This is a genomic window from Iodobacter arcticus (genome assembly GCF_042664895.1).
In the GTDB taxonomy this organism is placed as follows: domain Bacteria; phylum Pseudomonadota; class Gammaproteobacteria; order Burkholderiales; family Chitinibacteraceae; genus Iodobacter; species Iodobacter arcticus.
In genome coordinates, this window is record NZ_JBHTBQ010000033.1 from 1 (window position 1) to 14,234 (window position 14,234).

Genomic DNA, 14,234 nt, shown 5'->3' on the forward strand with positions numbered 1-14,234 from the left:
GCGATAAAGACCTAAAAGTGACGGCTTGCAAGGGGCTGCTCAGTGTTTCGGCTAAAGATGAAATCTTAGTCACGGCAGGTGGCGGCTATATCCGGCTAAAAGGCGGCGATATCGAGATCCACTGCCCTGGGGAAGTAAGTATTAAAGGCGCTACTCATGATGTGAGTGGCCCGGCTAAAATGAACCCCACATTGCCTATTTTTCCAGATTCATTTTGTAAATCTTGCATGCTAAAAGCGAAAGCTGCAGGTAGCCCATTTGCGAAGAAATCATCATGATGATTAATGCTTATTCTCAAGACTGTGCCCAAGTATTGCTTGCACAATTGGCTACTTACCTTTCTGAATCAACGCAAGTCTATGCTTTGCTGGACCATAGTTTCGATCCTCGTTTGTTAAAGAAAATGAGAAATCGGATTATATGGACTTCACTTTATCAAGATCATGGGGCTGAAACAGATGTTTCCCCGCTGCTTTGTGAGTTAAATAGCGAGGATCAAATAACGTTTAATGAGCAAATAGAGTTACTATTGAAAATCACCAATGGGCAGCCCATGCTTAGTTTTTATTTAAGCACTCTGGATAGAGAAGCCATCTTTAGCCATTTTGATCAGTATTTTGATGTCACTATTCTTCCAGAAAAATTAAGCTATATATTGCGCTACGCGGACACACGTATTTTGCCCAATCTGCTTGCGCAACTTAGCCCAGAACAAAAAGCTGCATTTTTATCTCCATTTAGCAGCGTGGTTTATTTTGATCGGGCCGCTCAAATTGTACAGCTTGAAGGCGGAGGGCAAACTCAAATCACAAATCAGGCGCTGGTACTGACTGAAGCGCAATTTATAAAAATGATGGATTGGGCTTTGCCTGATCAAATTTTGCAAAATATCCAATTGCTCGGGCTTCAGTCTCTGCTGCCCATTGAGCCTTCAAAAGCCTATGCGCAAATAAGTGAGCTTTGCGATATAGCATTGATTCAGGGTAGCCGTGATGATGAAATTCTTAGTTTTTGTGTTGAGTATTTACACGGCGAAGCAGCATGATGGCTGAATGTTTGGGAAAGGTGTTTTTAATGGGCAAAGTGTTAAATACGTAAAAATATTTTATTACTTAATTTGAGTTTTTTATAAAGGTTTATCAATGGACTTACCAGAAAAAGCACCAGAGCAAACTGAAATTACAGATGCTGAGCATGGATTTAATTTATTTATGATTGTGGTGTCTTGTTTGAATGCCTATGCCCTGTACTTGGCCGTGACAGGCTCGGGCTATGGCCCTGCTTATTTGATGGTTCTTTCTCTTTTTGGATTGTTTTTGAGTCATATCGTGGTACTTATTTGGGCGAGTAAAGTAGAGGCAAGATTATGGCTTGTGTTTAAGCATTCACTCATGATTAATGGCCTTGTTTTTATTGCGATGGGCATTGCAATGAACGGGCCATCTGCCCAAGCTAAAAATGACGCAGCGAATGAGTCAGGCAATACGGTTTCGGCCTCTATTGATTCGGTCAATTATATGCATGATTGGGCTGTGAAATACACATTGACTGATCTGCGTAGTAATCAGGCCATAGGTGGCAGTATTGTTGATTTTTTAGACGGGCCGGGTGGAAAAAATTGCTGTATTAGCTTGCCGAAACAATGGCAGCCGGGAATGTACGTGAGTGTTGATTGGCAAGAGGCGGATAAAACACATACTAAACCCGATAAATATCATCGTGAATTAGAAATACCCCGCTATCAGCAGGCCGGTGATCTTTATGTCTTGTTTCATCCTGGGCAGGAAGTGGAGCTGGTCGTATCCAAAGTGGAGCCAGGTTATCCGGCTTGGCCGGGAAAAATTAAAAAAGACGCAATGGCCGCATGTGTTGAGCGGCTTTCGGAAAAAGAATGTAAGAGGAATTTGCCGAAATATACTCCTAATTCCAATGAGAGCATTGCGCGTAGTTATAGGGAGGGGTGTACGGAAAAGGGAATCCTTTCTGCTGGTGTTCCAGAAGATAATCGCAAAGCCTGCAAAGAATTGATTGAGGACTGCAGAAAAAATTGGGACATATCGGATAAAAAAATGTGCGAATTAGATTACAAGGAAGACTAGGCATGTCAGCAAGATTTTCATCTGAGTGTAGGGAAGATCCTTTAAAGCTAGTTGGGCCTGAGGATAGCCAGCGTACAAAAACTCAAAATCGCCCCAAATGCCTGCCATGCGAGCAAGACATTTACCTAGGTTTCTTTTTTGACGGTACAAATAATAATAAATACCGTGATACCGATGCTTTTGCTCATAGCAATGTGGCGCGTTTGTATGAGGCGTACTCTGGTGAACCCACCGTTGCTAAATTGAAAGTCCTTAAACAAGCAGCTAAAGCAGATGCCGCCGCAGCGTGGTCTTCAGTTATCCCAAAGGATGAGAAAAAGTATTATCGTAAAACGTATATTCCTGGCGTCGGCACGCCCTTTATTGAGCTGGGTGATACTGGGGAGGGGGCGGACAACACCTTGGGCTTGGCCATGTCGAAGCATGGCGAGGTCCGTATTAATTGGGCCTTATTGCAAGTCAGTAATCATATTCATGCGGCCATTATGGGGGCGCAGTTCAGTGATCCTTTAAAAGATGATGCTGAGTTGGCGACAGAAATGCTGGATGAAACAGCGAGAGATCGAGGGTCTCAATATTCAATCCGCGCACCTAGCCGAGGCCGCGGTTTTATTTTGCAGGATAGGTCGCAAAAGCTAGCTAAAGCCATTGCACCGATTGTTCGAGGCTCACCCACTATTCGCTCTGTACGTCTTTCGGTGTTTGGTTTTTCACGCGGCGCGGCCGAGGCTAGGGTTTTCTGTAGCTGGCTGCAAAAATACTACAGCGATGGTATTGCAGGTATTTCTTTAAAAATTGATTTTTTAGGCATTTTTGATACGGTTGCCTCGGTTGGTTTGGCTAACTCTGTGCCGATTGGTGGTGTGGAAGGGCACTATGTTTGGGCTAGTGTGGAGAACTTGCAGGTCAGTTCTGCGGTTAAGCGTTGTGTGCATCTGGTATCGGCACATGAAGTGCGTGGCTCGTTTCCACTTGATTCAATTGGTAGTGGTGCACAGTGTAAAGAGGTGGTCTACCCCGGTGTGCATTCGGATGTAGGTGGTGGCTATCCGCCAAATGATCAGGGACGCTCTATTGGTGTGGCGGCGGCGGGGGATGCAAAAAAGCTTTCGCAAATTCCTTTGGCACAAATGTACCGCGAAGCCTTGATTGCCAGTGTGCCCTTGCTAGGTCTAAAAGATTTTAATGATTTTCATCAAAGCAATTTCAAGATTGATCCAGGCACGGTTAAAGCCTTTAACGATTATATTGCGGCCACCCGAGTGGGTAGCGGCAAGCCATCGGGGGTAATGTGGCTTACAGAAACACAGGTTGAAGAGCCTCTGTTGCAGATTATTCATCGTCACTATGGCATTTTCTTACGCTGGCGAAAAAGCATGTTGGGCAAAGTTCATTTGCTAGCCGGTATGTCTGCTTCGCTGGATAGTGCACCAAAAAAAACGCAGGACCGGCATGATTTACAAACAACTGATCTGGCTTTGCAGCAAGAATTAAATATGTTGGAAAAATACACACCGCTTGTTTCTGAGCTCTCTATCTGGCCAGCCAAAGTGGCCGATTGGAATGAGGGTGTTTTTGCAGAATGGACGAAGCAGGAGGCGGTGTTGCCAGCGAGTAAGGTGTTATTTGAAACACTGGTTCATGATTCCAGAGCATGGTTTAAACCCAGCAATTTTAGCGATGATGATCAGGTTTGGTTTAATGAAGGTGGCATGGAGAAAACACGAACAAAAATGATTAAAAGTATTGAAGCCGAACAAGAAAGGGTTCGTTCGCCCTATCGTTTGAGCGATGAGCAAATGAAGTCGGTTGATAATAAAGATTACCAAGAGAATATTGAACGAATTGAAAAGCTGAAAACCAATAAAACATACCCGGTGAGAAGCGGGGGGCAAGAGCCGATCAGGCTTTATGGCTATTTGCGCTGGCGGCATGTTTTTGGAGCTTCTGCTCTGCCTGCTTCGCCACAGGATCCGCTTAGCAAAGAAAAAGCACGTAAAAGAGAGCTTGAAAATCAGCAGCATGAGAATAATCTGCAAAGCTTAAATCAACAAAATAGCAATGCTAAAAAGCGCTATCAAGAAGGGCAAATAAATGCCCAAGGTTACGGAGAAGCTTTGCGGGATCAGAGCTTGCGTATGAGTGCTGAGCGGCAGCGGCATGCTGCAGCAATAGGTGCATTAAAATAAGATGTAAGCGTTTTTTGGGTTATTGTCTGCTCGTGTTTTTTACTGATGTTGCATATAAGGCGGCAATAATTGCCGAAGCCTTGCTTGATTCCCTTCTAAAGCCCGCTGAATGCGGGCTTTTTGCTTGGCATACTTCCTGCTTACAGTAGTGTGAGATTCGATGAATAAGGAGTTTGGCTATGTTAGGACGTTTGGACGATTACTTCCGCCCGCAAGCAACGGCGTTGTCGCTGCGCAGCCAGCGGCAGGAAGTTTTGGCTTCAAATATCGCTAATAACGATACGCCGGGCTATAAGGCGCGCGATTTTGATTTTAAAAAATCGTTTGAAGCCGCCCTGCAAAAAAATCCAGTCAAGCCCTTACAAAGTACGGATCCGCGTCATTTGCAGCCTAAAGACAGTGTTGATCCCTTGTCTAGAGCGTTGCTTTACCGCAATCCAAGACAATCCGGCATTGATGGCAATACGGTGGATATGAATGCAGAAATGGCCGCGTTTTCAGATAACGCGATTCGCTATCAGGCGAGCATTACCTTTATGCAAAAAAAGATTGAAGGTATGCGCACCGCGCTGACTGGCCAATAAAGGACTAAATCATGTCGATGTTCAGAGTGTTTGATATTGCTTCTTCTGCAATGCATGCGCAAACCACACGTTTGAATACGGTGGCGTCTAATTTGGCGAATGCAGAATCGATTACCAGCTCAAATGGCCAGCCTTACCGTGCCAAGCAGGTGGTTTTTCAGTCGGCTCCGATTGCAGGCGGCGGAAAAGGGGCTGTGGGCGTCAGGGTGGCCGACGTGATCGAAGATCAATCACCGCCTAAGCTCGTCTATGACCCTAGAAATGTGCTGGCCGATACCAATGGCTATGTAGCGATGCCTAATGTGAGTGTGGTTGAAGAAATGGCTAATATGATTTCAGCGTCACGCTCGTATCAAACCAATGCCGATGTGATGAATACGGCCAAAACCCTGCTGCTGCGCACGCTAGCGCTCGGTCAGTCTTGATAAACGCTCTGGAGAGGCATCATGGTTCCCCGCACAACGATTAATTCGACGACTGACTATTCGGCAATTAATAAAAAAACAGATAACAAGGCTTCTGCTGCAGACCAGCAGCAAGATCGTTTTCTTAAGTTGCTGGTCAAGCAGTTGCAGAGCCAGGATCCGATGAATCCGATGGATAACGCGGCCACCACCAGCCAGATGGCGCAGATCAGTAGCGTGACCGGCATCGAAAAACTCAATACCACCATGCAATCGATGATGGCGAGTTTTGCTTCGGCGCAAAGCTTCCAAGCCGCGGCCTTGATTGGTAAAGAAGTGCTGACTGTTGGTAATCAAATGAAATTTGATGGCACAAAATCAGCCGATGCTAGGGTGGATCTGCCTGCGGGCGTGAGCAATATCAAAGTGACGATCACAGATAAAAATGGTGCTGTGGTCGACAACCTTACGTTGCCGCAACAAGCTGCCGGTGCTGCGGGTGTGCTTTGGGATGGTAAGTTAGAAAACGGCGAGAAGGCGGCGGCTGGCGATTATTTTATTTCTGCGCGCGGTGTGAAAGATGGCAAGGAAATTGCTTTAAATACCCTGACCTGGCAAATAGCAAGTAGCGTTGAGCTGGCAAAGACCGGTGTGAATGTCATGCTATCCAACCAGACAACAGTGGCGTTTGGTGATGTGAAACAAATCCGCTAGCGCTAGTTTGCTGTTAAATCAGCCGGGCTGTTAGTCGTGGAATAGAACAATTTGAGGGTAAGGTTATGGGTTTCCAGCAGGGCTTGAGTGGTTTGAGTGTGTCGTCCAAGAGCCTGGACGCAATTGGCAATAATATTGCCAACTCCAGTACTGTCGGTTTTAAACAGTCCCGAAGTGAATTCGCTGATATGTATGCTAATTCTTTCGCTACCTCCTCGACGATTACCGGGATGGGCGGGCGCACTGCTGCGGTCACTCAACAATTTGGTCAGGGAAATATCACCTCAACCAGTAATCCATTGGATATTGCGATTACAGGTAATGGTTTTTTTCGCATGGTTGACGATATTTCGGTGAGCTACACCCGTAATGGCCAGTTTCAAGTGGATAAAGAAGGCTATATCGTGGGTGCCAGCGGTAAAAAACTCACTGGCTGGCCCTATGATATTGATGCCAACACCTTGAAAAAAGGCGGCACACCTTCTCCTTTGCAATTATCAGTGGGCAATATCGGTGCTAAAACCACAGGCTGGACTGAGGTAGCAGGCGGCGGTGTAAGTGCGGGTCTTTCTCTGGGTATGAATTTAGATGCCAGCCAGTTGCCCAAAGACCGGACCAACCCCCTTGCCACTAATTATGTTGGGGCGCTTAACCCGGCAGATCCTAAGACATTTACGAATTCAACTTCGGCAAAAGTCTATGACTCGCAAGGTGTTGAGCACAATCTCACCATGTATTTTACCAAGACCGCACCTAATACTTGGGAGGTGCGTACACGCTTTGATAGCGATCTGGTTTCTGTGCCCAATGTGGCTGGTTTGCCTTACCCTGATGTGACTTTTGATTCGAATGGTAAATTAGTGAGTAATACGCCCTTAGCGTTTTCAACCGCGCTGACTTCTGGCGCAACAACGCCCTTTGCATTTCACGTTTCTCTGGATGGTACCAGCCAGTATGGTAGCCCTTTTGGGGTGAATTCTATTCAGCAGGATGGTTACCCTGATGGTACTTTGACCGGTATTTCGGTAAGCCGCGATGGCGTTGTGCAAGGTAAGTATTCAAATGGTCAGTCTAGGCCGGTAGGGCAAGTCACTTTAACTAACTTTGCAAACGTGCAAGGTTTACAAAATTTAGGTGACAATCGCTGGGCAGAAACCTTTACCTCGGGCCAGCCCAGAACCAATGATCCGGGTACCAGTGATCTGGGGGCCTTGCAATCGGCTTCGGTGGAAGATGCAAACGTTGATCTCACCGGGGAGCTGGTTAATCTGATTACCGCACAGCGTACTTATCAGGCCAATGCGCAAACGATTAAAGCGCAAGATACCATCTTGCAAACGATTGTAAATCTGCGTTAATAATTTGTAGGGTGGGTGCAACCCGCGTTTTTTCCGCCTTACATGAAAAGTGAAAATCAATGGATCGAATGCTCTATGTAGCGATGACGGGTGCTAAGCAAACGATGCTAAGGCAAGCGTCTGTCGCTAATAATTTAGCGAATGTAGCCACGCCGGGTTTTAGGGCCGAGCTAACGGCAGCGCGTGCGGTACCGGTGATTGGCGGCATAGGTGTACCTAGCCGTGCTTATGTGGTGGAGCAGACTACGGGCGCTGATTTTACTCCCGGTATTGTGCAGCAAACTGGCCGTGCTTTAGATGTGGCGGTCAATGGCGAGGGCTGGCTGGCCGTGCAAACGCCTACAGGGGAGGCTTATACCCGCAATGGTGGCTTTGAAATTGATGCGGCAGGCCTCTTAAAAACGCGTAGTGGTTTGGTGGTGCAGGGTGAAAATGGCCCGCTGACTATTCCAGAAAATACGCGTATTACCATTGCAAAAGACGGCACGATCAATGGTGCGCCGTTTGATAACCCAGCTCAGGCGGTAGAAATTGGCCGGCTAAAATTGGTCAACCCTATTGAAAGTGAGCTGGAAAAAGGCAGTGATGGTTTGTTTCGCCAAAGAAATGGCGAAGTGGCGCAGGCGGATGCTGGCGTAAAACTTGCTTCAGAATCACTGGAAGTGAGTAATGTGAATCCGGTAGATCAATTGGTGCAAATGATTAGCGCGCAGCGCCAATACGATTTGCAAATTAAAATGATGCAAACCGTCGATCAAAACGCAAGAAGTGCCTCGCAGCTATTAACGCTGACAGGTTGATTGGATTGCAAGTCGCGCATAGAAAAATTGATTAAACAGCGTGTTTCACAGATTAAAAAAGCGTGGTTCTGCCTAGTGCGTACCATCGCATATCAAACTAAAAATAATAGGAAGTACGCATCATGATGCGCTCGCTGTGGATTGCTAAAACCGGCATGGATGCCATGCAGATGAATGTCGATGTTATCTCGCATAACTTGGCCAACGTCAGCACCAATGGCTATAAGCGTGAACGTGCGGTGTTTGAAGATTTGCTCTACCAGAATTTACGCCAACCCGGTGGCTCGACCAGCGCGCAAACCCAGCAGCCTACTGGCTTGCAGTTGGGAACGGGGGTGCGGCCAGTGGCCACTGCGCGTATTCATATGCAGGGTAATTTGCAGCTGACTGACGGCACGTTGGATGTGGCGATTAATGGCCAGGGTTTTTTGCAGATTTCCATGCCCGATGGCACAACGGCCTATACCCGCGATGGCTCTTTTCAAGTGGATAGCCAAGGCGCGGTGGTGACATCCAGTGGCTATGCTTTGCAGCCTGCTTTGCAAGTGCCAACCGGTACGACTAAGTTGACGATCGCTAAAGATGGTACGGTTACGGCCATTGTGAATAATGATGGCGCGGCCCCGGTGCAGCTGGGCAATATTCAGCTGGCTACTTTTATTAACCCGCCCGGCTTGCAATCGGTTGGGGAAAATTTGTATATGGAAACCACGGCCTCGGGTGCGCCAACGGTCGGTACGCCAGGCACTAATGGCTTGGGTGCGCTCAATCAGGGCTATGTAGAAACGTCGAACGTGAATGTGACTGAAGAGCTGATTAATATGATTCAGGCTCAGCGCTCTTTTGAGATTAACTCGAAGGCGATTAAAACATCTGATGAAATGCTGCAAAAACTGACGCAGCTTTAGTTTTAAAAGGATTGAAATGATTGCTCGTCTTGCCGTTGCGGCAATGATTGCCGTGTTGCTTGCCGCTTGTACCACGCCACCCTCAGTGATTACTCAGCCGACCACGGCAAGGCCTGCCCAGCCGGTCGTGGCTAGTATCAATAATGGCTCTATTTTTCAGCCCAATAGCTCGCGCTTATTGTTTGAAGAAAGAGTGGCCCGCAATATCGGTGATTTGCTCAATATCACCATCGAAGAAAACCTCGCTGCCGTCAATACCTCCAATAGCAGCAGCAATAAAGCCGGATCGCTTGATTACAGCACCAAGGGCAATATTCCCCTGTTGCCTTTTGATATTGAAAAATATTTTGCGCGCGAGGGCGAGGCTGCGGTTAAGTTAGCAGGAACGAATAAATTTGAAGGCAAGGGCGCGACCAATAGCACCAATACGTTTAAAGGCACGATTTCAGTGACGGTGGTTGATTTGCTGGCAAATGGCAATTTGATTGTGGGTGGTGAGAAACAAGTTGCAGTGAATAATCAAATTAATACGCTACGCTTTACAGGTGTGATTAACCCGCTCGACATAAAGGCTGGCAATACCATTTCATCCAATAAAGTAGCCGATGCGCGTATCGAGCAATTGGGCGTTGGCTCTATGGCCGATGCCAATACCATAGGCTGGCTGCAGCGGTTTTTCTTAAATGTGATGCCGTTTTAAAATTTGTGCTTTGGTGTTTTTAAAATGTTGTCTGAATAGGTTGTGTGTATGTCTCGCTTTGCCCTGATCTGCTGTTTTTTATTTGCGCTGGTGCCTGCTCATGCTGAAAAGCTCAAAGAGCTGGCATCGGTTGCTGGCGTGCGTAATAACCAGTTGGTGGGCTATGGCCTCGTGGTAGGTCTGGATGGTAGTGGCGATCAAACCACGCAAACGCCGTTTACCGTGCAGTCGGTAGTGAATATGCTGACCAATCTAGGGATTCAAGTACCGAGCGGTGGCAATTTACAGTTAAAAAATGTGGCAGCGGTAACCGTCACCTCCACTTTGCCTGCGTTTGCAAGGCCGGGTCAGCCCTTGGACGTGACGATCTCCTCGATTGGTAATGCCAAGTCTTTGCGCGGCGGAGCGCTCCTGATGGCGCCGCTGAAAGGGGCCGACGGGCAAATTTACGCTATGGCTCAGGGGAATATTATTGTGGCTGGGGCGGGGGCATCGGCGGGTGGATCAAGCACTCAGGTTAACCAGCTGGCAACAGGCCGTATTCCATCGGGGGCGACGGTTGAAAAATCAGTGCCTACTTTATTAGGCAATGGCGAGTTTATTCAGCTGGAGCTATTGACGACCGATTTTACGACCGCCAATCGCGTGGTGAATGCGGTGAATGCGCAGTATCCAAGCACGGCTGTGGCTTTGGATGGGCGAGTGATTCAAGTACGTGCACCGCAAGATAATAATTTACGCGTGGCGTTTTTATCACGCTTAGAAAACATTGATGTCACCCCCGCAGAATCCAGCCCTAAGGTGATTATCAATGCGCGCACGGGCTCGATTGTGATGAATCAGGCGGTTAAGTTGGATAGCTGCGCCATTGCGCATGGCAATTTAACCGTGACGATTACGGCAGAAAATACCGTGGTGCAGCCTAATCCTTTGGCTGGCGGTAAAACCACTAAAGTGCAAAATGCCGATATTCAGATTCAGTCTGATAAAGGGCCTATCGTGCGTCTGCCAAAATCCAGCACCTTGCGCGATGTGGTACGGGCGCTGAACGCGGTAGGAGCAACGCCGCAGGATTTATTGGCGATTTTGCAAGCCATGAAAGCGGCAGGCGCTTTGAAGGCTGAGCTAGAAGTGATTTGATAGCTGATGAGTATTTCTTAATCATTGCTTGATCAGGGGATACTTTGAATTACGCTTTCCCGACTCCCGACTCCCGACTCCCGACTCCCGACTCCGGCATAGTTATTGCTTCATACCTGCTTAATACTTTTATTAAGCGCGGCCCCGTATGATCTCCTCTGCTACTCCATCCAGTAATGAGCTTGCCATTGATGTGCGCGGTGTAGACAGTCTGCGCCAGCTGGCTCGTCAAGATCCAAGCAAGGCCGCACTGGCGGTAGCGCGTGAGTTTGAAGCATTGCTGACTAATCAGATGCTTAAATCCATGCGGGAAGCCACACCTCAATACGATGAGATGGAATCAGATACGGCCAATATGTTCCGTGGCATGCACGATCAGCAGCTTTCTCAAATGTGGTCTAAGCAGGGCGGGGTGGGTTTTGCTGAGTCGATTGTGCGGCAAATTGAATTGCAGCGTGATCCTTCGCTCTATCAAAAATCTTCGCCTTCATTTCATAACAGTTTGCCTGCGGCAAAAGCCGCCGAGGTTTCGGCAAAAGGTGCCGTTTTAAGCGGTGATTCTTTTGCTTCTAAATTGGCGGCTAATGCAGAAGGTGCTGCGGCATCGCTGGGCGTGTCACCGCATGTGCTTGTGGCGCACGCCGCTTTAGAATCGGGCTGGGGTAAAAAGCCGATTAAAGATGCTGCGGGGAGCGATAGCCATAATTTATTTGGCATTAAAGCCACTAAAGACTGGAAAGGCAAAACCACAGATATTGTGACAACAGAGTTTGTGGGTGGGCAGGCACAAAAACGGATAGAGACTTTTCGTGTTTATGATTCTTATGCCGATGCTTTTCATGATTATGCCAGCCTGATTAAGCGCCGCTATAGCGATGCTGTAGGGCAAGGGGCGAATGCGCAGGGCTATGCCAAAGCCTTGCAATCGGGCGGCTATGCCACTGATCCACAATATGCCAATAAATTAACGCAAGTGGCTGAGCAATTACGCCGCCAGCTTGCGTAAGCAATTAAACCTGAGGCTGCAAAAACCACAGGTTTTGAGCTGCCTTTAAGTATTGGCAGTTTGTGCCGATAAATAGTAGCAAAGGAGTTGCATCATGGGCGCCAGTGTATTTGGTATTGGTTTAAGTGGCTTAAACGCAGCCAGCTTGGGTTTAAGTACGACAGGTCATAATATTGCGAATGCCAATACGCAGGGCTATTCACGTCAGAGCATTAAGCAAAGTGCGCCTTATCCGCAATATACGGGCAGTGGCTTCACCGGGCTTGGTGTGCGTGTGGATACAGTGCAGCGCTCATATGATGAGTTTTTAACCAAGCAAGTGCAGACTGCCGTATCGCAAGATAGCTATTACGGTACGTATCAGGCTGAAATCAAACAAGTGGATAATCTGGTGGCCGATCCGGCAGCGGGTGTATCGCCTGTTTTGCAATCGTTTTTTAGTGCGGTGCAGGGGATTGCCACCAACCCGGCTTCTTTGCCTGCCCGTCAGTCTTTAATGAGTAATGGACAGGGCTTGGTAAATCGTTTTCAGGTGTTTGATCAGCGTTTGCTGGAAATGCGGCAAGGGGTGAATGGCAGTTTGGTAAGTGCAGCAGATCATGTCACCGCGCTTTCTAAGCAAATTGCACAAATTAATGGCCAGATTGCGGTATCAAGTAGTGGCGGGCAGTTTCCTAATGATTTATTAGATCAGCGCGATCAGATGGTGCTGGATTTAAACAGCTTAGTGAAGGCAACGACCATTAAGCAAAGCGATGGCACACTGAATGTATTTATTGGTAATGGGCAAAACTTAGTGGTGGGGGGGACGGCATATTCAATTGCGGCCAAGCCGTCGGCTAGTGACCCGCAGCGGCTTACTATTGTGTATACCCAAGGCTCGCTTGATGCAGAAATCCCTGAAACAATGCTTACTGGGGGCAAGTTGGGTGGTTTGTTGGAGTATCGAAACAAAACACTGGATGCCGCCGATAATGCCATCGCACGGATGGCCTTGGTGCTGGGGCAAACCTTCAATGCCCAGATGCGTCAGGGGCAAGATTTATACGGCAATATGGGGACGAATTTCTTTGATTATCAGCAAAGTAATTTGTCATTAACCCATACCGTTGCAGGGGTAAGCACTGTATTTGCTACCGTGAGCTTACCAACGGGCGTAAAAAGCGTGGCGAGTGATTATTCGCTGACGTTTACCGGCGTAGCTGGAAGTGAATACAGCATCACCCGTTTGTCAGATAACGTAAGCCAAACAGTGAGCGCTGCAGTGATGGGGACCAACCCAACTGTTTTGGGCTTGAACTGGGGTGTGCCGGGCGTGATGGCTGCGGGTGAAACAGTGGGAATCAGCATGCCTCCTGCTGTGGGTAATGTGTTGTCTAATCGGAATAATACCGTGCCTGTGCCGCCTTTACTTGCCCCTTTATTGGGGGGGTATATTGAGGATGTAAGCAAAGTTCAGGCGAGTGATTACGAAGTGTTTTATGACGGTGCGGATTATCAGATTACCCGCCAGTCTGATGGCCAGCGAACCATGATTACTGGCGCGCAGTTCACGGATAATGCCAACTCCCTCAGTATTGATGGATTGCGTCTTCGTTTTTCACAGGGCGCACCAAGTAGCGGCGATCGCTTTATGGTTCAGCCTTTTGCTGGCTTTAGCCGTGGCATGGCGATCAAACCCACTGATCCACGTGTGTTGGCCGCTGGTGTGGCTATTATTTCGGATACCCAGCGCACTAATACAGGTACGGGTAAAATTGGGCAGGTTGCTGTGGATACGCCGTCTGCGCTCACAACGACCTCGGCAGCGAACCCTGCATTAAAAAATCTGGTAAATATTACATTTACTACACCCACTACTTACACCCTTACTGATACCGTTACAGGGTCGGTTTCTGCCCCGACAACTTATACAGCAGGACAAACAATTTCATTGAATGGCTGGAATGTAAAAATTGATGGGCAGCCAGCGCAAGGGGATAAATTTTCGATTAAACCGGGTACAGCTCAAGATGCTGACGGGCGAAATGCTTTGAAATTGGGCGAATTGCAAAGCCGTAAAATTATTGATGGAAATCGCTCTAATTATCAGGAAGCGTACGGGCAGATGGTGGCAGTGATTGGTGCAAAAACCAATGAAGTGAATATTATGTCTACGGCACAAACTGAGGTGCTGAAACAAGCCGAAATCTCTCGTGATTCTGTTTCGGCGGTGAATCTGGATGAAGAAGCGGCTAATTTATTGCGCTATCAACAGGCTTATCAGGCATCCAGTAAAGTGATTCAAATTGCTCAGCAAGCTTTTGATGCCATTGTGCGGATTGGTGGTTAA

The 14,234-nt window shown here is 47.7% G+C and carries 14 protein-coding genes; all 14 read left to right on the forward strand.

Annotated elements, in window-relative coordinates:
• Window positions 1-278 (forward strand): DUF2345 domain-containing protein (locus ACFQNF_RS14130; RefSeq protein ID WP_380188582.1); only part of this gene is annotated, 278 nt, incomplete at its 5' end.
• Window positions 275-1,045 carry a DUF4123 domain-containing protein gene (locus ACFQNF_RS14135; RefSeq protein WP_380188583.1) on the forward strand — a complete coding sequence of 257 codons (771 nt, stop codon included), beginning with the start codon at window positions 275-277 and terminating at the stop codon, window positions 1,043-1,045. The genes ACFQNF_RS14130 and ACFQNF_RS14135, both read left to right, overlap by 4 nt.
• 97 nt (window positions 1,046-1,142) lie before the next feature.
• A complete protein-coding gene (locus tag ACFQNF_RS14140; RefSeq protein WP_380188584.1) occupies window positions 1,143-2,099 on the forward strand; it encodes a DUF3304 domain-containing protein in 957 nt (318 codons plus the stop codon).
• A gap of 2 nt (window positions 2,100-2,101) precedes the next feature.
• Complete coding sequence (locus ACFQNF_RS14145) at window positions 2,102-4,288, forward strand: T6SS phospholipase effector Tle1-like catalytic domain-containing protein (protein WP_380188585.1); 2,187 nt, start codon at window positions 2,102-2,104, stop codon at window positions 4,286-4,288.
• A gap of 179 nt (window positions 4,289-4,467) precedes the next feature.
• Entirely contained in the window at window positions 4,468-4,872 is a 405-nt protein-coding gene (gene flgB / locus ACFQNF_RS14150; protein ID WP_380188586.1) for a flagellar basal body rod protein FlgB, read from the forward strand.
• Between the two features lie 11 nt (window positions 4,873-4,883).
• The gene (gene flgC, locus ACFQNF_RS14155; RefSeq protein WP_380188587.1) at window positions 4,884-5,297 is read left to right on the forward strand and encodes a flagellar basal body rod protein FlgC; all 414 of its coding nucleotides are present in this window, start codon (window positions 4,884-4,886) and stop codon (window positions 5,295-5,297) included.
• Between the two features lie 21 nt (window positions 5,298-5,318).
• The gene (locus ACFQNF_RS14160) at window positions 5,319-5,990 is read left to right on the forward strand and encodes a flagellar hook assembly protein FlgD (RefSeq protein ID WP_380188588.1); all 672 of its coding nucleotides are present in this window, start codon (window positions 5,319-5,321) and stop codon (window positions 5,988-5,990) included.
• A 65-nt stretch (window positions 5,991-6,055) separates the two neighbouring features.
• The gene (flgE, locus tag ACFQNF_RS14165) at window positions 6,056-7,348 is read left to right on the forward strand and encodes a flagellar hook protein FlgE (RefSeq protein ID WP_380188589.1); all 1,293 of its coding nucleotides are present in this window, start codon (window positions 6,056-6,058) and stop codon (window positions 7,346-7,348) included.
• 59 nt (window positions 7,349-7,407) lie between these two features.
• Window positions 7,408-8,148 carry a flagellar basal-body rod protein FlgF gene (gene flgF, locus ACFQNF_RS14170; RefSeq protein WP_380188590.1) on the forward strand — a complete coding sequence of 247 codons (741 nt, stop codon included), beginning with the start codon at window positions 7,408-7,410 and terminating at the stop codon, window positions 8,146-8,148.
• A 122-nt stretch (window positions 8,149-8,270) separates the two neighbouring features.
• Window positions 8,271-9,056 (forward strand): flagellar basal-body rod protein FlgG, encoded by a 786-nt coding sequence (flgG, locus tag ACFQNF_RS14175; protein ID WP_046351274.1) that lies wholly within the window; start codon window positions 8,271-8,273, stop codon window positions 9,054-9,056.
• Window positions 9,057-9,072: 16 nt separating this feature from the next.
• Entirely contained in the window at window positions 9,073-9,756 is a 684-nt protein-coding gene (locus tag ACFQNF_RS14180; RefSeq protein WP_380188591.1) for a flagellar basal body L-ring protein FlgH, read from the forward strand.
• Window positions 9,757-9,804: 48 nt separating this feature from the next.
• The gene (locus ACFQNF_RS14185) at window positions 9,805-10,896 is read left to right on the forward strand and encodes a flagellar basal body P-ring protein FlgI (RefSeq protein WP_380188592.1); all 1,092 of its coding nucleotides are present in this window, start codon (window positions 9,805-9,807) and stop codon (window positions 10,894-10,896) included.
• Between the two features lie 148 nt (window positions 10,897-11,044).
• Window positions 11,045-11,902, forward strand: coding sequence for a flagellar assembly peptidoglycan hydrolase FlgJ (gene flgJ, locus ACFQNF_RS14190; protein ID WP_380188593.1), 858 nt, complete (start codon window positions 11,045-11,047; stop codon window positions 11,900-11,902).
• 94 nt (window positions 11,903-11,996) lie between these two features.
• Window positions 11,997-14,234 (forward strand): flagellar hook-associated protein FlgK, encoded by a 2,238-nt coding sequence (flgK, locus tag ACFQNF_RS14195; RefSeq protein ID WP_380188594.1) that lies wholly within the window; start codon window positions 11,997-11,999, stop codon window positions 14,232-14,234.

Bases quoted from the DNA above. Each gene is read 5' to 3' on its own strand.
- ACFQNF_RS14160 (WP_380188588.1), top strand. From the start codon at position 5,319: ATGGTTCCCCGCACAACGATTAATTCGACGACTGACTATTCGGCAATT.
- ACFQNF_RS14135 (WP_380188583.1), top strand. From the start codon at position 275: ATGATGATTAATGCTTATTCTCAAGACTGTGCCCAAGTATTGCTTGCA.
- flgC (WP_380188587.1), top strand. From the start codon at position 4,884: ATGTCGATGTTCAGAGTGTTTGATATTGCTTCTTCTGCAATGCATGCG.
- flgE (WP_380188589.1), top strand. From the start codon at position 6,056: ATGGGTTTCCAGCAGGGCTTGAGTGGTTTGAGTGTGTCGTCCAAGAGC.
- flgG (WP_046351274.1), top strand. From the start codon at position 8,271: ATGATGCGCTCGCTGTGGATTGCTAAAACCGGCATGGATGCCATGCAG.
- ACFQNF_RS14180 (WP_380188591.1), top strand. From the start codon at position 9,073: ATGATTGCTCGTCTTGCCGTTGCGGCAATGATTGCCGTGTTGCTTGCC.
- flgK (WP_380188594.1), top strand. From the start codon at position 11,997: ATGGGCGCCAGTGTATTTGGTATTGGTTTAAGTGGCTTAAACGCAGCC.
- flgB (WP_380188586.1), top strand. From the start codon at position 4,468: ATGTTAGGACGTTTGGACGATTACTTCCGCCCGCAAGCAACGGCGTTG.
- flgJ (WP_380188593.1), top strand. From the start codon at position 11,045: ATGATCTCCTCTGCTACTCCATCCAGTAATGAGCTTGCCATTGATGTG.
- flgF (WP_380188590.1), top strand. From the start codon at position 7,408: ATGGATCGAATGCTCTATGTAGCGATGACGGGTGCTAAGCAAACGATG.
- ACFQNF_RS14140 (WP_380188584.1), top strand. From the start codon at position 1,143: ATGGACTTACCAGAAAAAGCACCAGAGCAAACTGAAATTACAGATGCT.
- ACFQNF_RS14185 (WP_380188592.1), top strand. From the start codon at position 9,805: ATGTCTCGCTTTGCCCTGATCTGCTGTTTTTTATTTGCGCTGGTGCCT.
- ACFQNF_RS14145 (WP_380188585.1), top strand. From the start codon at position 2,102: ATGTCAGCAAGATTTTCATCTGAGTGTAGGGAAGATCCTTTAAAGCTA.